Below are 22,287 nucleotides of genomic sequence, written 5' to 3'. Positions count from 1 at the left end.
CAGCGCTACGCTCCCCGCATGGTCCAGCCCCTCGTCCTCGATGACTGGCCGCTTGCCCCGATCCGCACCGAGCGCCTCCTGCTGCGCCCGCCCGAGGCCCGCGACCGCGAGGTGTTCCTGGACATGGGGTCCGACCCGACGGTGAACCACCACCTCGGCGGCGGGCGCGACCGCGCGACGCTCGAGGCCGAGCTGCCGGAGGTGCCGGCCGACCGCCCGGCGCAGTTCGTCCTCGAGCACGACGGGCGGTTCGTCGGCTGGATGGGCCTGGGCCGTCGCGACCCGTCGCGCCCCGGCGGCGCTGCGCTCGAGGGTCCGTTCCTCGAGCTCAGCTACGTGATGCCCGTGGCCGCCTGGGGGCACGGGTACGCCGCCGAGGCGGGCGCGGCGATCCTCGTGTGGTCCGACGAGAGGCTCGGCGAGCCGGTGGTCGTGTGCACCCAGGCCGCCAACGACCGCTCGCTCGCCCTGGCCGCGCGACTGGGGTTCACCGAGCTCGCACGCTTCGAGGAGTTCGACGCCGAGCAGTGGTTCGGCGTACGGATGCCGGGCTGATGGCCGTCCTCCGCCGCGCGACCGCCGAGGACGTGGCGGCGATCGAGCGCGTGGCGCTGGCGGCGTACTCCCCCTACCTTTCCCGCATGGGCGGTCAGCGCCCCCGGCCGCTGGATGCGGACTACGCCGCCGCCGTTGCCGCCGACGAGGTCTGGGTGGCCGACGAGGACGGCGAGGTGGTCGGCTACCTGGTCGTGGTCGCCGAGCCCGATGCCCTGCTGCTCGACAACGTCGCCGTGCTGCCGAGGTGCCACGGCCACGGCGTCGGCCGCGCCCTGCTCGAGCTGGCCGAGGAGCGTGCGCTGGCCCTCGGCCGGACCCGCATCCGCCTCTTCACGCACGTGTCGATGGTGGAGAACCAGCGGCTCTACGAACGGATCGGGTACGACGAGACGCACCGGGCGACCGAGCACGGACTGACGCGGATCTTCTACGAGAAGGCGCTGGCTCGTCCGTAGCCCGTCACGGGGTCCCGGTGAAGTCGGCGACCAGCGCCTCGAAGCCGGCGTGGTCCTGGGGGCGGTGTCGATGACCCGTCAGGTGGACGTGCGAGGCACCTGCTTCCGCGAGGCACTCGGCGATCGCCTCGTACTCCTCGTTCCAGTCTCCTGTCACGACGAGCGTCGGCACGGCGCCGAAGACGGTCGCGTCGACGCCGTGACCCCACGGTGGTTCGACGGCGGCGAAGCGCGCCGCCAGGGGCTCGTCCTCCTCCCACGCCGCGTCGGTCGCCGGGCGCCCGAACATCAGCGGCGCGACGACCTGCCAGTAGCCGAAGAGGTCACGTGCGTCGGCCGACTCACGCGCGGTGGTGATCGCCGAGATGTGAGCCTCCACGGCGACGTCGCCGCGAGCGGCGTCGTAGAGCGCCGGCTCGACGAGGATCACGTGCGACAGCGACGTCACGTCCAGCCCGAGCGCGGCCGGCACCGCGCCGAGCGAGTGGGCAACCAGTACGACGTCCCGCGACGGGCACTGCTCGCGCAGGAGCGCTGCCTTGTCCGACGCCCCGGTCGCGGCCGAGTGGTCGGCGAAGACGGCGCCGTCGTCCGCCTGCGCCGGCCAGGCTTCACGGCCGGCGCGTCCGGCTCCGTGGACGTAGAACCTCATGGCGTCGACCGTACCGACGTCGAGTGCAGCACCCAGCGCTCTGATGTCATGCACAGGTGAGCGAACACTTCTACCGCCCTGCGGACGGCCACCGGCTGCCGCACGACCCCTTCAACTCCATCGTCGCGCCGCGCCCGATCGGCTGGATCGCGACGCTGGACGCGCAGGGCCGACGCAACCTCGCGCCGTACAGCTTCTTCAACGCGCTGAACTACAGCCCGCCGCTGGTCGGATTCTCCAGCAACGGCTGGAAGGGAACGGTTGCCAACGCAGAAGCGACGCGCGAGTTCACCTGGAACCTCGCCACCCGCCCGCTGGCCGAGCAGATGAACGCCACCTCGACCACCAAGGACGTCGACGAGTTCGAGGCGGCCGGGCTCGAGGCCGTCGCCTCGCTGGAGGTCGAGGCGCCTCGAGTCGCTGCGGCGCCGGTCAGCTTCGAGTGCCGAGTCACCCAGATCGTCGAGCTGCAGACCGCGTCGGGTGCGGCCAGCGGCTCGTGGTTCACCGTCGGCGAGGTGGTCGGCGTGCACATCGACGAGAACCTGCTGGTGGACGGCATCTACGACACCGCCCGGGCGCAGCCGATCCTGCGCGCTGGCGGACCGACGGCCTACTTCGGCATCGACACCAGCAACCGGTTCGACTTGCGCCGTCCGCAGTGACACGCGCGTGATTGGATCCGTCGTGGAGCACGACGAGCGTCCAGAGCCGTACCTCGGGGACTACCCCCACGGGGCCTACTGGTCGGCCACTCGGCCCGAAGGCGCGCAAGCGCGTGCCGTCTCCACTGAGGAGTACTTCTCCTACGAGGGAACAAGCCTGCGAATCATGTGGGACGAAGGTGCCGGACCACTGTGGGCCGATGGCGGACTGCTCGGCGGCGACGCTGAGTGGATGCGACGGGCGCTTGCGCTGGGCGATGCGCTCATCGACGACCTCTTGACCTGGATGCAGGACGTGTCTGCGCTGCATGACGGGCCCGTCGTAGATGACTGGCAAGAGCAGAGTCATCGGCTCGACAGCCGCGGCGAAGCATTGGCGGAGCGGCTGAAGGCAGAGGTTGGGGCGCGTTACCGCGTCTGGTACCACTCCTGACGAAGGGGCGTGAGCGCGGATCTGGCGATGAGCGGGCTCAACTGTCCCGCACCAGCGTCACCCGTCCCCGGGTCCTAGGCTCGCGTCGTGGACGACTGGACATGGGTGCGCCAGGCGCGCGGCTCCCGGGATTGGCGCGACGCGCAGCAGCGCATGGCCCGGGCCATCCGAGGGACGCCGACCGCCGCCCTCGACATAGCCCAGGCGCTCGACGACGACCTCTACCGACACGGGTTCGACATCGCCCTCGACGCCCTCAGGAGAGACGCATTCGTGCTGTCGTGCCAGGATCGGGGTGCCGAGGCGACCCGCGTCGCCGTCGAGCTCGGAGCACGTCCACCGGTGCAGCCCACCCCGTCCCCGCGCCCCGACTACGTCCGTCTCAGGAACGCGCGGGAGATCGTCGGCCGCCGTCCTCCCGAAGAGGTCGGGGACCTCCTCCGTGCGGACCTGCTGCGGCACGACGATCCCGAGTTCGGGCTCCTGCTGAGCCACGAGCTGGTGCTTCGTGGGAGCGGTGCCGGACCGGTCGCCAGCTGGTACGCAAGGTGGGCGGAACGCGCCGCTCACCCCCTCGCGCAGCTTCCCCTGCGCCTGCTCGACATCGAGGCCGGACTGGGCGGCTGCCTGCCGCAGTACGGTGCGGGTAACGGCTCGTCCTGGACGGGCCTGCCTGACCTGCCCGCCGGGCGCGGCCCGCTCGGCGACCTGATCCCCGGCGTCGGCATTCCCGCCCCGGTGCTCACCGACCTCGTGGCTGCGCCCTTCCAGGACTGGTTGGACTACTCAAACGGGAGCGTGCAGGTCGCGAGGTACGCCCTCGGTGACACCTTCCCGGCCGACCTGCCGGAGTTGCGTCCCGACCGCGAGGCGGTGCTCGTCCCGCCGGCGCGCGTGGTGCAGTCACTCTTCAGCGCTGCCTCGAACGGCGGCGCCTACTCCCCCAGCCCGGGCGGCGCCCTGGCACGACTGAGGGTCTGGACCAGCCTCCGGGCGCTGCTCAGCCTCCCCACGGACCTCCCCGTGGACGAGGTGGCGCACGCGGCAGCAGACGCCACGTGGATCCAGCTCGCGACCGACGACGACTGGTTCGACGACGTGGCGTGGGACGTCTGGCTGGTCGTGACGGACGGCGCGAGCGTCACGACGGTCGCCGCGACCGACACCGACTGAGGCGGAGCCCCTGGCCCTGAGGTGGCGAAGTGGCGGTGCCTGTGCGGCTGCACGTGGTCGCCAATGCGACGCGACCTGCTACGGGATGAGCACTGGGTTCCATCCGCCAGGAGCCGGAGGTCTGACCATCTGGATCTGCCGCGATCAGCTCATCCGCACATGCCGATGTGCGGTCGAGTTAATGGCCGACGAACACGACGTCGAGGTCGTCGTGATGGAAGGTCCACGTCTCCCAACCAGACCGGTCGGAGGTGATATCGAGAGACCCGGTTGTCAGCCTGAAGGAACAGTCCCCGTCGAAGGCGGGATCGGGAAAGTAGATTCCGATCACCTTGGAGCCGCACAAGTCCCAGACGGCATCTTCCGCGCTGGGATGGCCCCAACTGGTCACGACGCCGCTATCGCGACGCCAGGTCCAGTTACCGTTGAGCGCGAGCGACCAACGGTCGCCGATCTCGACCAACGTCGGGTCGTTCTCGACTGCGCGTATCTGCAACGGGAGGAGAGGCCGGAGGGCGACAACGAGGGACGCGGCACCGGGCATGGCGGCATCATGCCCCGAACGCACTCATCTGACGCGCTGAGGGCAGCTGCGCTCGCCGTCGAGATCTGCCGCGCTGAACGCGTTCGACGACCACCACCTTGAGAGCAGCTCGCAGAACGAGATTGGCCTGCAGAGGATGAGCGGCCATTCCCCTGAGCAGCTGCGACCGCTCGTTGGCGCGTGCCACAGATGCAAGGTCGTCACCGACCACATTCGAATCTGACCAGAACTTGATCGAACATGTGTTCTATATGTGGTCCGAATGGGGTAATGTCGGTGTCACGTTCCACAGTCACCGGGTAGTCGAGATGCCGAGCTGGTGGGGCGAGTTGCGAGGGTGAGTAATAGTCCGGTGATCCGGGCCTCCAGGAGCGACGACCGTTGGTTCTCACGCATGTGCGTGAGCCGAGTCGTCGTCGAGAGGAGGCAGTCCGTGAACCACCCGATCTTGGCTGCTGCCTCCGACATCCGGAGTCTGCTGAAGGGCGTGGCGGGTGCGAACCCGACGTTCATGTCCACGACCGACAAGGCAGCAGCACTGCGTGAGCTGGTCGCAGCGGAGGCGCAGCTGGTGGAGCTGCGGTTGCGGGTCCTGGCCGACGCGGGCGACCTGGCCGACGCCACCGGTGCGAAGGACGCCGCGGGTTGGTTGGCGCACCAGACGCGTACGCGGTTCGCTGACGCGCGCGCCGATCTCGCGCTCGCGTGTGCGCTGGATCGGGAGCGGCCGGTGCTCGCGTCGGGGATGCGCGACGGCTCCGTGACCCTGGCCCAGGCGCACGTCATCCGCCGAGCGCTCGACGCCCTACCGCAGGCGGTGGACGCGGACACCGTGACCCGTGCCGAAGCCCACCTGGTCGCGTGCGCGGGCGAGTTCGGGCCGAAGGAGCTCGGGCGCATCGGGCGTCGGGTCCTCGACGTGGTCGCCCCAGAGATCGCCGAGGCCGCGGAGGCCGCCCGGCTGGCCGACCTCGAAACCGCCGCGGCGGAGCGGACGCGGATGACGATGCGCCGTCAGGGCGACGGCACCACCCGCATCAGCGCCCTTGTCCCGGACGCGGTCGCGACCCGGCTGGCGACCTACCTCCAAGCGTTCGCCAACCCCCGCGCCCAATGTTCCGACGCTCCCAAGGACGAGGCGGAGCAGACGGCTGACCCGTTCACCCGGCTGCCCCACCCGCGGCGCATGGGCGAGGCGTTCGCCCGCTTCCTCGAGACCGCCGACCCCACCCGGATCCCGATCCACGGCGGGGATGCCACCACGGTCATCGTCACCATCCCCCTGGCCTCCCTGCGCGCTGAGCTCGCGACCGCCGACCTCATCGGCGCCGGCCTCGTGCCCGGTGATGACCTCACCGGCGACCGCATCACCGCCAGCGAGGCGCGCCGGCTCGCGTGCACCGCGAAGATCCTGCCCGCGGTCCTCGGCGGCACCGGCCTCCCGGTCGACCTCGGACGTGCGAAGCGGCTGTTCACCCCGACCCAGCGCAAGGCGCTGCTGATCCGCGACCGCACCTGCCGAGCCGAGGGCTGCGACACACCCGGCACGTGGTGCGACGCCCACCACCTCGATCCCTGGCACAACAACGGACCCACCGACCTCGACAACGGGATCCTGCTCTGCCCGCACCACCACCACCGGGCCCACGACACCGGCTACCGCACCGACCGCCTCCCCAGCGGCGACCTCAGGTTCCACAGAAGGACGTAGGCCCAACGACACAGGTCAGGAAGCCAGCCGCAATTGCGCATGCGGGCGACGAACAGATCCTCGTAGGATCCGCCCATGAGCAACGCCGGATGCCTGATCATCGTCTCCGGCCTTCCGGGCAGCGGCAAGACGACCGCAGCACGGAAGCTGCAGTCAGAGCGACCGGGGATCCGCTTCTGTCCGGACGAGTGGATGGCTGCGCTCGACGCCAACCTGTGGGACAGCGAGCTGCGCGCTCGCATCGAGACGTTGCAGTGGACCGTGGCGCTGGACGTTCTCCGAGCAGGCGGCACCGCCATCATCGAGTGGGGCACGTGGGCACGAGACGAGCGCGAACGGCTGCGTGCCGGAGCATCCGCGGTCGGTGCGCGCACGGAGCTGCTCCACCTGGACGTGACTGTCGACACGCTGTGGGCCCGCATCGAGCAGCGCGGTGCCGAGGATCCCCCGATGAAGAGGTCGGACGTGGTCGCGATGGTCGAGTTCATGCAGGCGCAGTCCCCCGACGAGAACGAGCGACGAGCCTTCGACGCGGTCCTGCAGGGCTGACGTCAGTCCGCTTCGCAGACGTAGATCTGGAGCGACGCATCCGCCGTGAGTGGCGTACGGGACCAGTCGCCGAAGCGGTCCACGACGCGGAGGCCGCCGAGCTCGAGCAGCAGCGGCAGCTCCTGCGGGAAGATGCTCCGCATCTCGAGCGGTACGACGACGAAGTCGGCCTCGGAATCGGTGGAGAAGAACCACGTCCCGCGCGTCACCTGCGCCACCGCGTCGTACGTCTCCGCAACGTCGACGTGGATCGCCCCGCGGTCGGGGTCCACGTACGACAGCGCCTCGCGCCGACGACGTACGCCGTCGGCGTGAGCGAGCACGCGCACGTCGGGATTGAACACGTCGAAGACCAGCCGACCTCCGGGAGCGAGGTGGCTCCGCACCGCCCGGAAGCAGCTCACCAGGTCCTCGGCATCGTGCAGGTGCAGCAACGAGTTGGCCGCGATGACCACCAGGTCGAACCTGCGTCCCAGCGCGAAGTCACGCATGTCCCCCTCCACCCACTGCACCTCGACGCCGCGTTCGTCCGCCTTGTGCCGAGCGCGGGCGAGCATGGCCGGCGACAGCTCCAGTCCGGTGCACCGATGCCCGTCGGCCGCGATCGGTATCAGCTTCTGCCCTGTGCCGCACCCGAGCTCCAGGACGTCGCCGCCCTGCTCACCTGCTCGGGACCGGTAGAACTCGACGGCCTCCGCGCCTCCCGGGAACAGCCGGTCGTAGAGCAGGGCGTCGGAGTAGAACGGATCGGTCCCACCTCGCGCGCTCACTGCACGACCACCTCGAGGTCCTCCCCCACCACGACGACGTCGCCGGAGCAGACCTCGACGCGCTCGCGCGAGACGGCCCGGTCCGGCACGCCGCGCAGCTCGACCACCACCTCGGTGGTGGCGCAGCTCCCCCAGTCCGCCCCGATGCGTGCATCGACGGCCAGCGGGTGACGCGCGCCTCCGGTCGCGCCCACCTGCGTCGTCGTCACCACGACCGCCTCACCGGACCGGTTGTCGATCGAGATGCCGGGCGAACCCTCGGCGAAGAAGCCCGCCACGCGCACGAAGGCCCAGGACGCGCCGTACGCCCACAGTGCGGCACCGCCCACGAAGACCGCGAGCAGCGCCAGCCACGTGCGCAGCCGCACCCCCGTCCCCCGGCCCACGGTCAGTCCACGATCTCCAGCGCCCTCAGCGCCACGGCCACGTCGAGGCGCAGGTGCGGGTCGCTGGCGACGGGGCCGAGGATCCGCTGCAGCTTGCCGACGCGGTAGCGCATCGTGTTGTAGTGGAAGAACTGCGCGCGTGCTGCCTCCGCGACGTTGAAGTTGGTGTCGAGCAGCACCTGCAGGGTCTCGCGGAGGTCGGCCGCCTCTGCCGTGCGCTCGGCGAGCGGGCCGAGGACGTCCGCGGCGAACGCCGTCAGCTCCGCGCCGTCGGGCACCAGCGCGAGCAGCCGGTGCAGGCCGAGCTGGTCGAACCGCGTGACCGACCCACCACCGTGCACCCGGCGACCGATCTCGACGGCGCGCTGCGCCTGGCGGAAGGCCTCGGGGAGGTCGCCCAGGTCGTGGGCCACCCGGCTGATGCCGGCCGAGAAGGCGATCCGCCCGCCGCCCCGGTCGCCGCGGACCGCCTCGATGATCCGGTCGACCGCGGCGTGCTGGGCCACGAGGTCACCCTCGAGGTCGACCGGGATGAGGGTGACGACCTCCCGGCTGAAGGCGACCGACGCGATGCTCCCGTCGACGGTCGCGGTGACCTGGCGCCAGGCGTGGGCGAAGCGGTCCTGCCACGCGCGCCGGTCCTCCGGCGAGGCCGAGAGCGCGGCGATCGCGTCGGGGTCGAGCACCCCGACCACGACCACCACCGGGCGGCCGAGGTGCCAGCCGAAGGCCTGGGCGTGCTCGGCGACGTAGTCCTCCTCGCCGGCGCGCCCCAGGAACACGTCGCGCAGGAAGTCGCCGCGGTACTTGTTCTCCACGGCCGTGATCGCCTCGACGCGCGTCACCAGCAGCGCAGCCACGATCGCCGCACGCTCGAGTGCGTGCACGTCGGAGGAGTGGATGTGGCCCTCGGGGCGCAGCGCCACGAGGCGGGCCAGGTCGACGCCGGCCGCCACCACGCGGCGTACGAGCGCCTCCCCGCCGCCCACGGAGGTGCCGTCGGGATCGATGCGTTCGACGCGCACCCGCCCGGTGGGGTCGAGCAGGTCGGCCCCGGCGAGGGCCTCTCGCTGCGCCTCGTCGAGGTGGGCGGCCCGCTCACGGCCGTCGGTGGAGGTGAAGACCACCCCGCACCCGAGCGCGACACCGACAGCCTCGGCGATGGCGGCGAGGTCGCCGCCCTCCAGGACGATGTGCGACAGCGCCGTGTGGAGCGCGTCCGCCCGCTCCAGTGCGGCGACCGCCTCGCGGTCGCTTATCAAGTCTTGGCCCACTTCCGCCCCTTGCTTGTCAGGAACTCACATTCGCGAGTGTGCCACGGGCCGCTAGCGTCTGTCCGGTGATGTCCAGCCCGACCCCCTCCGCGATCCCGGTCGCGGCACCGATCCGGGTCCGCGAGCGGCTCGCCGCCGCCCCGGACGGACCACGTCGAGTGCTCCACGCCAGCAGCACCGCGGTCTACCTCGACCTCGACGGCTGGTGCGTGGGACTGGTCTCCGCCGGCGCGACCCGGGTGCCGTGCGCACTCTGGTCGACCCTGCCCGACCTCGGCGCGCTGCGCCCGACGGCGCACGTGAGCGCGGGCGAGCTCGTCGTCGGCGGCCGCGCGCTGCGCATCACCCGGCTCGTCGACCCCCGCGCCACCCGCGTCGGTCACCACGCCCACCACGGTCCAGCACCGGAGACCGTCGTGGCCTCCTGGCTCGACCTGCCCGCCCACGGCCGGCTCACCGCCGCGCACCTCGACCACCTGCTCGGCCGCGGACCCGGCCTGACGCCGCTCGGCGACGACGTCCTCGCCGGGTGGCTCGCCACCCGCGCCGCGCTCGGCCGCCCCGACCCGGTCCTCGCAGCAGCCGTACGCCGCCGCCTCGGCGTCACCACGCTCCTCTCCGCCACGCTCCTCGAGTGCGCGCTGCACGGCGAGGCGCTCCCCCAGCTCGCGGACTGGCTCGCCGTCCCCGACGACACGACGACCGCGGCCCTGCTGGCCGTCGGCGCCACCTCCGGCGCCGGACTCCTCGCCGGTGCCCGGCTCGCCCTCACCTCGCTCAGCACCGACCACTCCACCGACCGCCCCGGGAGGGCTGCATGACCACACCCCACGACCTTCTTCTCCTCCGCTGCGCTCCCCCGAACAACGCCGGGGGGACCCCGTGACAACGGACCACGTCGAGCTCCGGAGCGGCGCGTACGCCGACTCGGTGACCCTGCTCCAGGTCAGCCGGGCGGTGCAGGCCGCCCCCGGCGTGGTCGCCGCGCAGGTGGCCATGGCCACCGGCCTCAACCTCGAGGTGCTCATCGGCATGGGCTTCGAGGTCCCGGCCTCCTCGCCCAACGACATGGTGGTCGCGCTCCGGCTCGAGGACGACGCCGACGTCGCCACCGCGCTCGCGGCCGTCGACGCCGCCCTGGTCCCCACCCGCCCGTCGTCGGGCGACACCACGCAGGCGCCGCCGCGCACGACCGGCTCGGCCCTGCGGCACGGAGGACCCGGAGCCGTCGTGCTCGTCTCGGTGCCGGGCGCGAGCGCCACGGTCGAGGCGATGGACGCCCTCGAGGCCGGCCACGACGTGATGGTCTTCAGCGACAACGTCCCGGTGGCCGAGGAGGTCGCGCTCAAGACGTACGCCGCCACCCGCGGCGCGCTCGTCATGGGTCCCGACTGCGGCACCGCACTGCTCGACGGCGTCGGTCTCGGCTTCGCGAACGCCGTGCGCCCGGGCCGCATCGGGCTGGTCGCCGCGTCCGGCACCGGCTGCCAGCAGCTGCTCACCCTGCTGCACCACGCCGGCGCGACGCTGGACGGAGTGGGCGTACGCCACGCGCTGGGCGTCGGCGGTCGTGACCTGTCCTCCGCGGTCGGCGGCCTCGCCACGCGCGAGGCCCTGCGCCGGCTCGACGCGGACGCCGACGTGGACCTGGTCGTGGTGGTGTCGAAGCCGCCCGCACCCGAGGTCGCCGAGGCCCTGGCACGCGAGGCCGAGGCACTGAGCACGCTCGTCGAGCTCGGCCTGCTCGGGCGCGGCCAGCGCGACCTCACCGCCGTCGCCGAGGCCGTGCTGGCGCGGCTCGGCCACGAAGCACCGCAGTGGCCGGTCCACGGCGCCGACAACACCGGCCCCGCCACCGGTCCGCTGCTGCGCGGCCTCTTCGTCGGCGGCACGTTGTGCGACGAGTCGATGCTGATGGCCGCCGAGGCCCTCGGCCCGATCCGCAGCAACATCCCGCTCTCCGACGACCTCGCGCTCGGTGAGGAGCTCATCGTCGACGACCACGTCATGGTCGACTTCGGCGACGACGCGCTCACCCAGGGCCGGGCCCACCCGATGATCGACCCGACGCTGCGCAACGAGCAGATCGCCCGCGCGGCCGCTGACCCCGCGACCGGCGTGATCCTGCTCGACCTGGTGCTCGGCCACGGCGCCGAGCCCGACCCTGCGGCCCACCTCGCGCCGGCCATCACCGCCGCGCGCAGCGAGCGGGCGATCCCCGTGATCGTCAGCCTCGTCGGCACCGACCTCGACCCGCAGGGCCTCGACGCCCAGCGCGACGCCCTCGTCGCAGCGGGCGCGGAGGTCCACCTCTCCAACGCCGCGGCCACCCGCCGCGCCCTCGACCTGCTGAGCCGAACCTCCGGCCGAACCGAAGGAGCCCACCAGTGAGCACCAGTGTCGTCACCGTCGGCGCAGGCATGTTCGCCGACGCCGTCGCCGGCCAGGCCGTGGACGTCGAGCGGGTCGACTGGCGCCCGCCGATGCCGGGCACGCAGGACGACCTCGCCGCCGTCGCCACCGACCGGCGGCGCCCCGAGGCCAACCGCCGGGCGGTCGAGGCGATGCTCGGCGTCACCGCCCACCTCGTCGACGTCGCTCCGGCGAGCGAGGTCCTCGGCCTCGAGAAGGGCCAGTTCCTGCACGCCGGCCCGCCGATCGAGTGGGAGCGCACCTCAGGACCGCTGCGCGGCGCCCTCATGGGCGGCGCAGCGCTGGAGGGCCTCGTCGAGGACCCCGAGGACGCCGTCGCGCTCTTCGAGTCCGGCAGCTCGGTCAGCCTCGAGCCCTGCCACCACCGCAGCGCGGTGGGCCCGATGGCGGGCGTGGTCACGCCGTCGATGTGGATGTGGGTCCTGGAGGACCGCGCCACCGGCAAGCGGACCTACTGCTCGCTCAACGAGGGGCTCGGCAAGGTGCTGCGCTACGGCGCCTACGGTCCCGACGTGCTCACCCGGCTGCGCTGGATGGGCGACGTGCTCGGCCCGCTGCTCCAGGCGGCCGTCCGCGGCACCGAGGAGGCGACCGACGTCACCGGCATCCTGACCCAGATGCTGCAGATGGGCGACGAGGCGCACAACCGCAACCGTGCCGGCACGCTGATGCTGCTGCGTGACCTCTCCCCCGCGATGGTCGGCAGCATCGAGGGAGGTGGCTTCGCGAGCAAGGACGTCGCCGACGTGCTCCGCTTCGTCGGCGGCAACGACCACTTCTTCCTCAACCTCGCGATGCCGGCCTGCAAGCTCGCCCTCGACGCCGGGCGCGACGTGCCCGGCTCGACGATGGTGGTGGCGATGGCGCGCAACGGCACCGACTTCGGCATCCAGGTCTCCGGCACCGGCGACCAATGGTTCACCGGCCCGGCCCAGGTCGCCGAGGGCCTCTTCCTCGGCGACTACGGCCCCGACGACGCCAACCCCGACATCGGCGACTCGGCGATCACGGAGACCGCCGGGATCGGCGGCTTCGCGATGGCGACCGCTCCTGCGATCGTGCGGCTCGTCGGCGGCTCGGTCCCCGACGCGCTCGCCACCACCCGCCGCATGCACGAGATCACCCTCGCGGAGAACCCGCGCTGGTCCGTCCCGGTGCTGGAGTTCCAGGGCACCCCGACCGGCATCGACGTGAGCAAGGTGTGCCGCACCGGGATCCTGCCGCAGATCAACACCGGCATGGCCGGTGCGGTCGCCGGCGTGGGCCAGGTCGGCGCCGGCCTCGTCACGCCGCCGGCCGAGATCTTCCCGCAGGCGCTGGCCGCGCTGGCTCAGGCAGTGCCCGGGCGCTCGTTGTAGACGCCCGCGGGCTCCTGGCCGGTCAGGTCGCCGATGGCGGCCATGATCCGGTCGGTGAGCTCGCGGCGCGCGCGGCCGCTCGGCACGCCGTCGTACTCCCCCGCGACCTGGATCGGCGCACCGAAGCGCACCGTCACGTCGACCCCGCGCAGCCGCGGCCGGCTGGTGCCGACGGGCTGGATGTCCTCGGTCCCCTGGAGCCCCACCGGCACGACCGGGCAGCCGGCGGTCAGCGCGAGGTGGGCGACGCCGGTGCGGCCGCGGTAGAGCCGGCCGTCGCGCGAGCGCGTGCCCTCGGGGTAGATCCCGAAGGCCTCCCCGCGGCGCAGCACCTCCAGCGCGGTGTCGAGGCTGGCGATCGCGGCCTTGGTGTCGTCGCGGTCGACGGGCAGCATGCCGAGCCCCTCGAACCAGGTGCGGGTCAGCGCGCCCTTCACGCCGGTGCCGGTGAAGTAGTCGGACTTGGCGAGGAAGACCACCTTGCGCGGCACGACCACAGGGATGACGACGGAGTCGAAGAACGACAGGTGGTTGCTCGCCACGATCACCGGGCCGGTCGACGGCAGGTGGTGCAGCCCCTCGACCGTGGGACGCCACACGGCTCGGGCCAGCGGTGGGATGACTCCGTGCGCGACCGTGTAGAGCATGGCGCTCATTGTGCCTGCAGGGTCGGGGCGACGAACGCACGTCCCAGATCGACCGCGCCGCTCGCGCGCAGGGGCGTGCCCTCCTCGAGGTAGGCCTGACGGGCCTCCTCGTCGTGCGACGGCGGCAGCGAGCCGTCGGCCCGCACCACGCGCCACCACGCGACCGCGGCGCCGTGCCGGGCCATCACGTTGCCCACGAGGCGGGGGCCGCCGCGCCCCAGCCGCTGACCGACCACGTCGGCGATGGCGCCGTACGTCGTGACCCGACCGCGCGGGACCGACTCGGCGCACTGCAGCACCAGCTCGGCGTAGAGCTCGCGCTCCTCACCGGTGCTCGATCGACCGGTGCTCACTCGACCTCCGGCGCCAGGAGCCGTGAGGTCAGCACGAGCAGCGCGCCGAGGACCAGCGCGACGACGAGCCACAACCACGAGGGGGCGAGGTCGGCGTCGAGGCCGCGCACCGCCAGCCAGGCGACGGGCACCGGCACGAGCGCCAGCAGCGCGCGTCGCAGCCACAGCCCGGCCAGGCGCGGGTCCACGGGGAGCGTCGCCGGCCCGTGGGCGAGGAGCGTCGCGACCACGTGGGCGGTGAGGAGCAGCACCGCGACGACGAGCACCCGCCAGTCGACGACGTCGTGCACGGCCCACCACCCTCCGACCAGCAGCAGGGCGGCCGCGCCGGCCGGGTGGTCGGGCGTCACTGCCCACCGCAGCGAGCAGGCCACCACCAGGGCCGTCACGATCAGGTGGGGCACCTCCGGCAGCGCGAGCGCCAACGCCGCGCACGGGAGCAGCGCCAGGACCACCCGCAGCACCAGCCCACCGGTGGTGAGCCCGGGCGTCAGGACGCGGTCGAGCGCGCTCACCGGGCTCGCACCTTCGGCACCCGGGCCCTGCGGGCCAGCTGCTGCAGCACCGTGTCGAGGGTGCCCGGTCCGTGCCACGGGACGACCGGGCAGCCGAGGGCGGCGAGCCGCTCGAGCCGGTCGTCGCGCTCGATCTTCTGCATCCGCGCGGCGAGGCTCGGCAGCGCCAGCCGGTCGGAGCCGGCGTCGCGCTCGCCCCACGTGTCGATGACCACGACCGAGGCTCCGCTGCGCTGCAGGCTCGCGGTCGCGGTCACGAGCGGGGTGAAGAGCATGGGCGACAGCACGTGGACGACGCTGCCGGCGCCGGCCCCGAGGTCGAGGCGCTCCGGCGCGACGCTGCGGCCCTCGGTGCGGATCCGCGCCAGGACCGCCTGGATCCGCTGGAGGTGCCGCGGCCCCGACCCGAGGGGCACGCGCGAGGGGTCGGCGGCGACGACCAGCAGCCCGACGCGGTCACCGGTGCGGACGTGGTGCTCGGCGAGCGCGGCCGCCGCGCGGACGGTGAGGTCGAGGGTGCTCGCCGCGCCGTCGATGCCCCCCGAACGGCCGATGTCGCGCAGGCCGTCGACCACGAGCCACACCCCGGCGTCCTGCTCGGCACGGGTGGTGATGACGTGGAGCTCACCGGTGCGCAGCGACACCGGCCAGGTGATCCGCTTGAGCCGGTCGCCGGCGGCGAAGTGGCGGATGCCCTCGAACTCGGTGCCGCTGCCGATGCGGCGCGAGCGGTGTCGTCCGACCAGGCCGTCGGGCTGCGGCACCTCGGCGCGGCTGTCGTACGGCGCGGTCTGCGGCAGCACGCTGAGCCCGTGCTCGGGCATGTCGACCGGCCCCCACTGCCAGCCGGCCCAGGAGCTCGTCAGTCCCACCCGCTCGGCGCCGATCGCGCGGCGGCCCCAGCGGCGCGGGCTGAACTCGACGACGGGAAGGCCGGCATCGACGAGCGACCCCGCGGCGCCGTACGTCGGACGGGTGGCGACGTGCGGCGCGGGACCGGCCACCCGGGTGGCGTGCTCGATCCCCGTGAGGTCGTCGACCACGAGCCGCGACGTCGTGCCCTGGCCCTCGTGCAGCCGGTGGTGGTCGATGCGCGTCGAGACCGTCGGCACGCGCCGCGGGCGGCCGGCCAGCCCCATGGCGGCCAGGACCACGAAGGGGGCGGCCAGCATCACCAGCACGTCGAGGCCACCCACCACGCCGCCGGCGAGGCCGCCGAGCGCGAAGAGGCAGGCGCGGACGAGCGACGGCGTCGGTCGCCAGGTGCTCACCGTCGCGACTCCACGGGGCGCGACTCCAGGGTGTGCGGTGTCTCCACGCTGGTCAGCACGGACTCGACCACGCGGGCGCCCGAGGCCTGGGTCATCCAGAGGTCGGGCTTCACCGTGACCCGGTGCGCCAGCACGGCGCGCGCCACCACCTTCACGTCCTCGGGCACCACGAAGTCGCGGCCCCGGATCGCCGCCAAGGCGCGCGCGGTCAGCACCAGGCCGAGGCTGCCGCGGGGCGAGGCACCGGTGAGCACGTCGGAGTGGCGACGGGTGGCGTCCACGAGGTCGACGCAGTAGCGCGCGACGGACTCGTCGACGGCGACCTGCTCCACAGCCGCCTGCATCGCGGCGAGACCTGCGGCGTCGGTGACCTGCTCGATGGCGACCTCCTCGCGCCGACGGTCCAGGCGCCGGCGCAGCACGTCGACCTCCTCCGCCGCCGTGGGGTAGCCGAAGGCCACCCGCAGCAGGAACCGGTCGAGCTGCGCCTCGGGCAGCGGGTAGGTGCCCTCGTACTCGACGGGGTTGGCGGTGGCCAGCACGTGGAAGGGGGTCGGGAGACGGTGGGTCTGGCCCTCCACGGTCACCTGCCCCTCCTGCATGGCCTCGAGGAGCGCCGACTGGGTCTTGGGCGGCGTGCGGTTGATCTCGTCGGCCAGCAGCAGCCCGGCGAAGACCGGACCGGGCCGGAAGTCGAACTCGCCGCGGCGCTGGTCGTAGACGTACGACCCCGTCAGGTCGGCGGGCAGGAGGTCGGGGGTGAACTGGGCACGGGAGAAGTCCAGGCCGAGCGCGCCGGCGAAGGACCGCGCCGCGAGCGTCTTGCCCAGGCCCGGGAAGTCCTCGAGCAGCACGTGGCCCTTGGCCAGGATTCCGGCCAGCACCAGGCTGAGCGCGTCGCGCTTCCCGACGACGGCGCGGCCGACCTCGTCGAGGACTCGCTCGGCGAACGGCGCCACCTCGGACGGAGCGGCAGAGGGGGTGGGGGCGTCAGTCACGGACTTCCTCGATTCGGGTCAGGATGCGGTCGATCTCGCCGGGCGAGAGGCGGCGCAGGGGGTCGAGCTCGCGGTGGAGGTCGTCGGCCAGCACCGGGTCGCGGGCGCGGGCCAGGGCGACGAGGCGATCGCGCAGCGCCTCCGACGGCTCACTGGCCTGCTGGTGGCTGGACAGGACCCGCAGGTCGGAGGTCACCTCGTCCACCCGGTCACCGGTGGGCTGGATGCGGGGCACCCACTCGGCGGCGGGCGCGTCGACGGTGTCGAGCACGAGCCAGCCGAGGGCGAGCACGACGGCGGACATGACGGCGTACGGCCCTGGCTGGGGGTCGAAGCGCAGCAGCACGGCGGCTCCGTAGCCGACCACCGCGGCGAGCGTGCCGAGGAGGATCCGGCTGCGCCAGCCCTGCGGGACGTCCTTCCAGGGTGCCCTCACGGCCGCACCCCGAGGCTGCGGCGGATCGCGGTCAGCGCCTCGAGCGCGTCGGTGCGGTGCTGCTCGGTGATCGGGTGCTCGCTGAACCTGGCCTCGCGGTAGAGGCCCGCCAGCCGGTTGACCGCTCCGGTGTCCGCGGAGACGAGGTCGAGCACGCGCAGGGCGTACTCCGACGAGGTCTCCCACGACCGGCGCCCGACACCCGCGGCCTCCCCCTGCACCTCGAAGCGCAGCCACGCCGCGACGATGGCGTTGCGCGGGTCGCCGTCGTGCAGCGCGGCGTCCTGCTGCGCGGCGTCGGCGGTGATCGCCTCGACCAGCCGGGCCGGCTCGCCGAGGGTGGTGAACCCGACCTCCTCACGCCGCTCGCGCGCGCGGGTCTGCCGACGCCCCACCAGGTTCGCCACCACCCACACGACGAGGGCGATGACCGCGACGAGCACGGCGATCAGGAAGGCCCAGACCAGCAGCTTGAGCCACAGTGGCGGGTCGGCCTGCTCGACGAGGTCGATCGCGTCCTGGCGCGAGGTGTCCGGCTCCTCGCACAGCGGGAGGCCCTGCGGGTTGTCCGGGACCGTGGTCCCGACCGTGCCGTCGGGAGCCGTCGTCACCACGAGCGGGAGGCAGGTGCGGGTCGTGGTCGTCGGGGTCCGCTCGACCACGCCGGGGCCGGTGAACACCTGGTCGGGACCGATGAGGGTCGCCCAGGCGACCACGACCATCAGCAGGCTGGTGGCGGCCACCGCCAGGACGGCACGCAGTCCCGCCGGCAGCCCCCCGAACGCACGCATGGCGCGACCCTAGGTGACCGGGGCGCGCCACGCGAGGACGTGTCGAGGAGGTGCGTCAGAGCACCGGGCTGAAGGGCTCCGTGCCCGGCACCAGGCGCAGGCCGGCGATCGGGCCGTGCGCCTGGGCGTACGACAGCTCGCGGGACAGGTCACCGACACCGTTGGAGCCCGCCAGCGGCGCGAGGGCGAGCGTCGACAGGGTGCCGAGCGCGTTGCCGTCGGCGTCGAGGAAGGCGCTGCCGGAGTCACCGGGCACGCCGGGCGTCACGGTGTAGACCGGGTGCGACCAGCCGCTCGGGTCGGTCCCGAGGCTGGTGCCCTGCTTGGGCGAGAGCAGCTCGATGCCGGCGCGCAGGCTGGAGTTGCCGTAGGAGTAGACGGACTCGCCCGCGGACGTGCCGTCGGTGTCGATGCCGACCGGGCCGCCCCAGAAGGGCACCGACGGATTGACCTTCGCGACGTCGGCGGCGTCGACCTTCACCAGGGCCAGGTCGTTGTAGGCACAGGCGTCCGCGTCGGTCTCGCCGCGCTGCTGCATCGTGAGCCACGACGAGTACGCCAGCGTGCCGGAGCCGACCTTCGTGCCCTCGCCGAGCAGCGAGCCGCCCTCGACGAAGTCGACGCGGGTGCCGAGCGGGAGGGAGCCGGCGTCGCACCCGTTGGTGTCGGTCGCCTCACCGGTGCCGGCGCAGTGCGCGGCGTAGCCGACGTACGTCGCACCGGAGCCGTCGGTGTAGACGAAGTTGGCGGTGCACTGGGCACCCTCGGTGTACATCTGCACCCCGGGATGGATCGAGGCGCTGGCAGCCGGCGCCCACGCGGCACGGGCCTGCTTCTTCGGCGCCGCGGAGGCCGGGGCGCTGGTGGCGGCAGCGGCGAGCAGGCCGGACGCCGCGGCGAGGGACAGGAGCTTCGTCGGAGTGCGCATGCACGGTCCAACGAAGCCCCCGCGGGGCGGTTACGCCCCGTCCCTCGCCGTCAGCAGGTGGTCAGGTCCCGGTCAGTACGCCGGCTGGCTGGGGTCGATCTGGCTCACCCAGGCCACCACGCCGCCGCCGACGTGGACGGCGTCGGCGTAGCCCGCGCCCTTGACGATCGCGAGCACCTCGGCCGAGCGCACGCCCGACTTGCAGTGCAGCACGATCGGCTTGTCGGCGGGCAGGTCGCCCAAGGCGTTGCCGTTGAGGAACTCGCCCTTCGGCACCAGCACCGCGCCCGGGATCTTGTTGATCTCGAACTCGTTGGGCTCGCGCACGTCGATGAGGGTGAAGTCGCGCTCGCCGGCCTCGCGCTCCTTGAGCATCTGCTCGAGCTGGACGACCGAGATCGTCGAGCCGGCAGCGGCCTCGGCGGCCTCGTCGGACACCGCGCCGCAGAAGGCGTCGTAGTCGATGAGGCCCGTGACGGTGGCGTTCTCGCCGCACAGCGCGCAGTTCGGGTCCTTGCGGACCTTGAGCTTGCGCCACTCGAGCTCGAGTGCGTCGTAGATGACGAGCTTGCCGATGGCCGGGTCGCCGATGCCGGTCAGCAGCTTGATCGCCTCGTTGACCTGGATCGAGCCGATGCTGGCGCACAGCACGCCGAGCACGCCGCCCTCGGCGCAGCTGGGCACCATGCCCGGCGGCGGGGGCTCGGGGTAGAGGCAGCGGTAGCACGGCGCCTCGTCGGACATGGACGGCGCGAACACCGAGGCCTGGCCGTCGAAGCGGTAGATCGAGCCCCAGACGTAGGGGATCTTCAGGAAGTAGGCCGCGTCGTTGACCATGTAGCGCGTGGCGAAGTTGTCGGTGCCGTCGACGATCAGGTCGTAGCCCTCGAAGATCTGCAGCACGTTGTCGTTGTCGAGGCGCTCGTTGTGCACCACGACCTCGACGTAGGGGTTGACCTCGGAGATCGACTCCTGGGCCGACACCGCCTTCGGGCGTCCGATGTCCGACATCCCGTGGATGATCTGGCGCTGGAGGTTCGACTCGTCGACCTCGTCGAACTCGGCGATGCCGATGGTGCCCACGCCCGCGGCGGCGAGGTAGAGCAGCGCCGGCGAGCCGAGGCCTCCCGCGCCGATGACGAGCACCTTGGCGTTCTTCAGGCGCTTCTGCCCGCTCATGCCGACGTCCGGGATGATCAGGTGGCGGCTGTAGCGGCGCACCTCGTCGGTGGTGAGCTCGGCAGCCGGCTCGACGAGCGCGGGGTACGACACGGTGACTCCTTCGTCAGACGACCAGGTCCCGGCACAACCATCGGGAACCCGTCCATGTTCCCCCCGGCCCCGCGACCCGCCGTACGACGTCCCGGCATCCGGACCGGTGCGGGGCGGATAGGCTCGCCCCGCACTACCCAGGAGTATCCGCCAGTCAGCACCAGGAGCACGACGTGACCGCAGGCAGCCCCGACACCACGCCCGACGGCGCGCTCCCGCGACCGCGCGGCGGGCGGATGCCGCGTCGGGAGCGACGCGTGCAGCTGCTCGAGTCGGCCCTCGAGGTCTTCGTCGCCCAGGGCTACCACGCGGCTGCGATGGACGACATCGCCGAGCGCGCCGGCGTCTCCAAGCCCGTGCTCTACCAGCACTTCCCGGGCAAGCTCGACCTCTACCTCGCGCTGCTCGACGCCTCCTGCGACACCATCATCGACGGCTGCCGCGAGGCGCTCGCCTCGACCACGGACAACAAGGACCGCGTCGCGGCGACGATGAAGGTGTTCTACAGCTACGTCGCCTCCGAGGAGGGCGCCTTCCGCCTCGTCTTCGAGTCCGACCTCACCAGCGAGCCCGACGTGCGCGAGCGCGTCGACCGGGTCACCATCGAGTGCGCCTCGATGATCGCCGACGTGATCCGCACCGACACCGGCCTGCCCGACGAGGCCTCCGAGCTGCTCGCCGTGTCCCTGGTGGGAATGGCGCAGGTCTCGGCGCGGTTCTGGCTCGCGGGCGGCGGAGGCATCACCCAGGACGACGCTGCGGCCCTCATCGCCGGCCTCGCCTGGCGCGGGATCCGGGGCTACCCGATGACCGACGACCACTGACCGGACAGACTCGCACCACACACCCCTGACGAACTGAGCAAGGAGCAACATCGTGGAGGTCAAGATCGGCGTGCAGCACGCCCAGCGCGAGCTGGTGCTCGACACCGACAGCACGCCCGAGGACATCGAGGCCCGCCTCGCCGAGGCGCTCGCCGGCAACGGCGTTCTGCGCCTGGCCGACGTGAAGGGCCGCGCGGTCGTCGTGCCCGCGGACAAGATCGCCTACGTCGAGCTGGGCTCGCCGACATCCAGCACCGTCGGCTTCCGCTGAGCCGGGAGGCCGGCCCGTGGGACTGATCTGGACCGTCCTGGTCACCCTCGCCCTGGGCCTGGTCATCGGCTTCCTCGGCAAGGCGGTCGCGCCCGGCGACCGCGACAACATCCCGCTGTGGCTGACCGTCCTGTGCGGCGTCGGCGGCGCGTTCGTCGGCACCTACCTCTACTACGGCGTCTTCGGCGTGGCCGACGGCTACGCGCGCGGCGACATGTACGACACCAACCCCGGGCTCGACTGGTGGCGTCACCTGTGGCAGGTCGGCACCGCCGCCGTGCTCGTGGTGATCGCTGCCACCGTCACCGGCCGCGCCGTCCGGCGGTCCTGACCAGTCCGCTCAGGCGTCGAGGCCGAGCTGCGCCATCCGCGCCGCGTGCAGCTCGGTCAGCCGGGTGAACATCCGTCCGAGGGCGGCGAGGTCGAGCCCGGGTCGGTCCACTCCCCCGGCCAGCAGGGCGGTGAGCGACTCGCGGTCGCCCGCGACCCGCTGCGCCTGGGTGAGCGCCTCGCCCATCAGCCGGCGTCCCCACAGCGCCAGGCGACCGCCGAGGCGGTGGTCCTCGGCGATGCCGGCGCGCACCCGCTCGACGATGAAGGCGGTCTGCCCGGCGTCCTCGAGCGAGGCGATGATGACCTCGCGGGTCTCGGCGTCGAGGTAGGCCGCGATCTCGCGGTAGAAGTCGGCGGCGAGCCCGTCGCCGACGTAGGCCTTGATCAGGCCCTCGTAGTAGTCGGCGGGCGCGGTGTGGGCGTGGAAGCTGTCGAAGCTGGCCTGGAAGGCCTGCATCGCCTCGACCGGGTCGGCGCCGAGCTCCTCGAGACGGTCCACCAGCTTCTGCAGGTGGGCGAACTCGGCGGTCGCCATCGCGCCGATGGCGATCTTGTCGCCGATGCCCGGCGCCATCTTGGCGTCCTCGACGAGCCGCTCGAAGGCGGAGAGCTCTCCGTAGGCGATCGCCCCGAGGAGGTCGACGGCGGCGCGGCGGTAGTCCTCGTCGGGCGATTCAGTCATGCGCG

At 72.7% G+C, this 22,287-nt stretch carries 28 protein-coding genes; 13 read left to right on the top strand and 15 right to left on the bottom strand.

The annotated features are described in order from the left end of the window. The first annotated feature begins 18 nt into the window (after positions 1-18). Positions 19-555, top strand: a complete 537-nt coding sequence (locus IRX98_RS07970) for a GNAT family N-acetyltransferase (RefSeq protein WP_224275624.1) — start codon at positions 19-21, stop codon at positions 553-555. Then, a complete protein-coding gene (locus tag IRX98_RS07965) occupies positions 555-1,013 on the top strand; it encodes a GNAT family N-acetyltransferase (protein ID WP_224275622.1) in 459 nt (152 codons plus the stop codon). The genes IRX98_RS07970 and IRX98_RS07965 overlap by 1 nt, the downstream gene beginning before the upstream one ends. A 4-nt stretch (positions 1,014-1,017) precedes the next feature. Here the strand turns inward: IRX98_RS07965 and IRX98_RS07960 are convergent, their stop codons facing one another. Continuing rightward, the gene (locus IRX98_RS07960; protein ID WP_224275619.1) at positions 1,018-1,665 is read right to left on the bottom strand and encodes an alpha/beta hydrolase; all 648 of its coding nucleotides are present in this window, start codon (positions 1,663-1,665) and stop codon (positions 1,018-1,020) included. Between the two features lie 56 nt (positions 1,666-1,721). Here IRX98_RS07960 and IRX98_RS07955 point away from each other — a divergent pair, with 56 nt between their 5' ends. The 3 genes from IRX98_RS07955 to IRX98_RS07945 all read left to right on the top strand — a co-directional run bounded on the left by IRX98_RS07955 (position 1,722) and on the right by IRX98_RS07945 (position 3,936). Then, a complete protein-coding gene (locus tag IRX98_RS07955; RefSeq protein ID WP_224275617.1) occupies positions 1,722-2,330 on the top strand; it encodes a flavin reductase family protein in 609 nt (202 codons plus the stop codon). Positions 2,331-2,352: 22 nt separating this feature from the next. Continuing rightward, on the top strand, positions 2,353-2,763 hold the full coding sequence (locus IRX98_RS07950) for an immunity protein CdiI family protein (RefSeq protein WP_224275615.1): 411 nt from the start codon (positions 2,353-2,355) through the stop codon (positions 2,761-2,763). An 87-nt stretch (positions 2,764-2,850) separates the two neighbouring features. Then, positions 2,851-3,936, top strand: a complete 1,086-nt coding sequence (locus tag IRX98_RS07945) for a DUF6183 family protein (RefSeq protein ID WP_224275613.1) — start codon at positions 2,851-2,853, stop codon at positions 3,934-3,936. Positions 3,937-4,114: 178 nt separating this feature from the next. On the opposite strand, the gene IRX98_RS07940 is transcribed toward IRX98_RS07945, so the two are convergent. Beyond that, positions 4,115-4,480 carry a hypothetical protein gene (locus IRX98_RS07940; protein WP_224275610.1) on the bottom strand — a complete coding sequence of 122 codons (366 nt, stop codon included), beginning with the start codon at positions 4,478-4,480 and terminating at the stop codon, positions 4,115-4,117. 433 nt (positions 4,481-4,913) lie between these two features. Between IRX98_RS07940 and IRX98_RS07935 the strand changes: the two genes are divergently transcribed. After that, positions 4,914-6,191, top strand: coding sequence for an HNH endonuclease signature motif containing protein (locus tag IRX98_RS07935; protein ID WP_224275608.1), 1,278 nt, complete (start codon positions 4,914-4,916; stop codon positions 6,189-6,191). Positions 6,192-6,266: 75 nt separating this feature from the next. Next, the gene (locus IRX98_RS07930) at positions 6,267-6,740 is read left to right on the top strand and encodes a P-loop nucleotide/nucleoside kinase family protein (protein ID WP_224275606.1); all 474 of its coding nucleotides are present in this window, start codon (positions 6,267-6,269) and stop codon (positions 6,738-6,740) included. Positions 6,741-6,742: 2 nt separating this feature from the next. On the opposite strand, the gene IRX98_RS07925 is transcribed toward IRX98_RS07930, so the two are convergent. The 3 genes from IRX98_RS07925 to IRX98_RS07915 are packed head-to-tail and all read right to left on the bottom strand — an operon-like array spanning position 6,743 to position 9,158. Then, on the bottom strand, positions 6,743-7,510 hold the full coding sequence (locus tag IRX98_RS07925) for a class I SAM-dependent methyltransferase (protein WP_224275603.1): 768 nt from the start codon (positions 7,508-7,510) through the stop codon (positions 6,743-6,745). Beyond that, positions 7,507-7,896, bottom strand: a complete 390-nt coding sequence (locus IRX98_RS07920) for a hypothetical protein (protein ID WP_224275600.1) — start codon at positions 7,894-7,896, stop codon at positions 7,507-7,509. Before IRX98_RS07920 ends, IRX98_RS07925 begins: the two co-directional genes overlap by 4 nt. Positions 7,897-7,898: 2 nt before the next feature. After that, positions 7,899-9,158 carry a PucR family transcriptional regulator gene (locus IRX98_RS07915; RefSeq protein ID WP_224275597.1) on the bottom strand — a complete coding sequence of 420 codons (1,260 nt, stop codon included), beginning with the start codon at positions 9,156-9,158 and terminating at the stop codon, positions 7,899-7,901. Between the two features lie 80 nt (positions 9,159-9,238). On the opposite strand from IRX98_RS07915, the gene IRX98_RS07910 reads away from it, so the two are divergent. From IRX98_RS07910 to IRX98_RS07900, 3 genes are all read left to right on the top strand, one after another. Further along, on the top strand, positions 9,239-9,991 hold the full coding sequence (locus IRX98_RS07910; RefSeq protein WP_224275595.1) for an oxamate carbamoyltransferase subunit AllH family protein: 753 nt from the start codon (positions 9,239-9,241) through the stop codon (positions 9,989-9,991). Positions 9,992-10,052: 61 nt separating this feature from the next. Continuing rightward, complete coding sequence (locus IRX98_RS07905) at positions 10,053-11,561, top strand: AllF/FdrA family protein (RefSeq protein ID WP_224275592.1); 1,509 nt, start codon at positions 10,053-10,055, stop codon at positions 11,559-11,561. Further along, positions 11,558-12,961, top strand: coding sequence for a YlbE family protein (locus IRX98_RS07900; RefSeq protein ID WP_224275590.1), 1,404 nt, complete (start codon positions 11,558-11,560; stop codon positions 12,959-12,961). The genes IRX98_RS07905 and IRX98_RS07900 overlap by 4 nt, the downstream gene beginning before the upstream one ends. On the opposite strand, the gene IRX98_RS07895 is transcribed toward IRX98_RS07900, so the two are convergent. From IRX98_RS07895 to moeZ, 9 genes are all read right to left on the bottom strand, one after another. Further along, the gene (locus IRX98_RS07895) at positions 12,934-13,608 is read right to left on the bottom strand and encodes a lysophospholipid acyltransferase family protein (protein WP_224275588.1); all 675 of its coding nucleotides are present in this window, start codon (positions 13,606-13,608) and stop codon (positions 12,934-12,936) included. The two genes, IRX98_RS07900 and IRX98_RS07895, sit on opposite strands and share 28 nt — an antisense overlap. Before the next feature lie 5 nt (positions 13,609-13,613). Continuing rightward, on the bottom strand, positions 13,614-13,961 hold the full coding sequence (locus tag IRX98_RS07890; protein ID WP_224275587.1) for an MGMT family protein: 348 nt from the start codon (positions 13,959-13,961) through the stop codon (positions 13,614-13,616). Beyond that, entirely contained in the window at positions 13,958-14,476 is a 519-nt protein-coding gene (locus tag IRX98_RS07885) for a hypothetical protein (protein ID WP_224275586.1), read from the bottom strand. The genes IRX98_RS07890 and IRX98_RS07885 overlap by 4 nt, the downstream gene beginning before the upstream one ends. Next, a complete protein-coding gene (locus IRX98_RS23390; protein WP_224275584.1) occupies positions 14,473-15,747 on the bottom strand; it encodes a DUF58 domain-containing protein in 1,275 nt (424 codons plus the stop codon). Before IRX98_RS23390 ends, IRX98_RS07885 begins: the two co-directional genes overlap by 4 nt. Next, the gene (locus tag IRX98_RS07875; protein ID WP_224275583.1) at positions 15,744-16,745 is read right to left on the bottom strand and encodes an AAA family ATPase; all 1,002 of its coding nucleotides are present in this window, start codon (positions 16,743-16,745) and stop codon (positions 15,744-15,746) included. The genes IRX98_RS23390 and IRX98_RS07875 overlap by 4 nt, the downstream gene beginning before the upstream one ends. Next, positions 16,738-17,181: a hypothetical protein gene (locus IRX98_RS07870; protein ID WP_224275581.1), complete on the bottom strand. Its 444-nt coding sequence runs from the start codon at positions 17,179-17,181 to the stop codon at positions 16,738-16,740. The genes IRX98_RS07875 and IRX98_RS07870 overlap by 8 nt, the downstream gene beginning before the upstream one ends. Further along, a complete protein-coding gene (locus IRX98_RS07865) occupies positions 17,178-17,972 on the bottom strand; it encodes a DUF4129 domain-containing protein (protein WP_224275578.1) in 795 nt (264 codons plus the stop codon). The genes IRX98_RS07870 and IRX98_RS07865 overlap by 4 nt, the downstream gene beginning before the upstream one ends. Positions 17,973-18,027: 55 nt before the next feature. Continuing rightward, complete coding sequence (locus IRX98_RS07860; protein WP_224275574.1) at positions 18,028-18,900, bottom strand: serine protease family protein; 873 nt, start codon at positions 18,898-18,900, stop codon at positions 18,028-18,030. 72 nt (positions 18,901-18,972) lie between these two features. Then, positions 18,973-20,172 (bottom strand): adenylyltransferase/sulfurtransferase MoeZ, encoded by a 1,200-nt coding sequence (gene moeZ / locus IRX98_RS07855; protein WP_224275571.1) that lies wholly within the window; start codon positions 20,170-20,172, stop codon positions 18,973-18,975. A 236-nt stretch (positions 20,173-20,408) separates the two neighbouring features. On the opposite strand from moeZ, the gene IRX98_RS07850 reads away from it, so the two are divergent. Genes IRX98_RS07850 through IRX98_RS07840 form a run of 3 tightly spaced genes read left to right on the top strand, consistent with a single transcriptional unit; the run spans position 20,409 to position 21,598 of the window. Continuing rightward, the gene (locus tag IRX98_RS07850) at positions 20,409-20,996 is read left to right on the top strand and encodes a TetR/AcrR family transcriptional regulator (RefSeq protein ID WP_224275758.1); all 588 of its coding nucleotides are present in this window, start codon (positions 20,409-20,411) and stop codon (positions 20,994-20,996) included. Positions 20,997-21,048: 52 nt separating this feature from the next. Beyond that, positions 21,049-21,267, top strand: a complete 219-nt coding sequence (locus IRX98_RS07845; protein WP_207084358.1) for a DUF3107 domain-containing protein — start codon at positions 21,049-21,051, stop codon at positions 21,265-21,267. A 16-nt stretch (positions 21,268-21,283) separates the two neighbouring features. Then, positions 21,284-21,598, top strand: a complete 315-nt coding sequence (locus IRX98_RS07840) for a GlsB/YeaQ/YmgE family stress response membrane protein (RefSeq protein WP_224275568.1) — start codon at positions 21,284-21,286, stop codon at positions 21,596-21,598. A 9-nt stretch (positions 21,599-21,607) separates the two neighbouring features. On the opposite strand, the gene IRX98_RS07835 is transcribed toward IRX98_RS07840, so the two are convergent. Beyond that, on the bottom strand, positions 21,608-22,282 hold the full coding sequence (locus IRX98_RS07835; protein ID WP_224275564.1) for a ferritin-like fold-containing protein: 675 nt from the start codon (positions 22,280-22,282) through the stop codon (positions 21,608-21,610). Positions 22,283-22,287: the final 5 nt, after the last annotated feature.

Origin of the sequence: Nocardioides lacusdianchii (assembly GCF_020102855.1) — a bacterium.
Classification (GTDB): domain Bacteria; phylum Actinomycetota; class Actinomycetes; order Propionibacteriales; family Nocardioidaceae; genus Nocardioides; species Nocardioides lacusdianchii.
This window is presented reverse-complemented; position numbering and strand designations above follow the sequence as displayed.

Coding starts and splice junctions, on each gene's coding strand:
- IRX98_RS07970 (WP_224275624.1), top strand. CDS start 19: ATGGTCCAGCCCCTCGTCCTCGATGACTGGCCGCTTGCCCCGATCCGC.
- IRX98_RS07965 (WP_224275622.1), top strand. CDS start 555: ATGGCCGTCCTCCGCCGCGCGACCGCCGAGGACGTGGCGGCGATCGAG.
- IRX98_RS07960 (WP_224275619.1), bottom strand. CDS start 1,665: ATGAGGTTCTACGTCCACGGAGCCGGACGCGCCGGCCGTGAAGCCTGG.
- IRX98_RS07940 (WP_224275610.1), bottom strand. CDS start 4,480: ATGCCCGGTGCCGCGTCCCTCGTTGTCGCCCTCCGGCCTCTCCTCCCG.
- IRX98_RS07930 (WP_224275606.1), top strand. CDS start 6,267: ATGAGCAACGCCGGATGCCTGATCATCGTCTCCGGCCTTCCGGGCAGC.
- IRX98_RS07910 (WP_224275595.1), top strand. CDS start 9,239: ATGTCCAGCCCGACCCCCTCCGCGATCCCGGTCGCGGCACCGATCCGG.
- IRX98_RS07895 (WP_224275588.1), bottom strand. CDS start 13,608: ATGCTCTACACGGTCGCGCACGGAGTCATCCCACCGCTGGCCCGAGCC.
- IRX98_RS07865 (WP_224275578.1), bottom strand. CDS start 17,972: ATGCGTGCGTTCGGGGGGCTGCCGGCGGGACTGCGTGCCGTCCTGGCG.
- IRX98_RS07860 (WP_224275574.1), bottom strand. CDS start 18,900: ATGCGCACTCCGACGAAGCTCCTGTCCCTCGCCGCGGCGTCCGGCCTG.
- IRX98_RS07850 (WP_224275758.1), top strand. CDS start 20,409: ATGCCGCGTCGGGAGCGACGCGTGCAGCTGCTCGAGTCGGCCCTCGAG.
- IRX98_RS07835 (WP_224275564.1), bottom strand. CDS start 22,282: ATGACTGAATCGCCCGACGAGGACTACCGCCGCGCCGCCGTCGACCTC.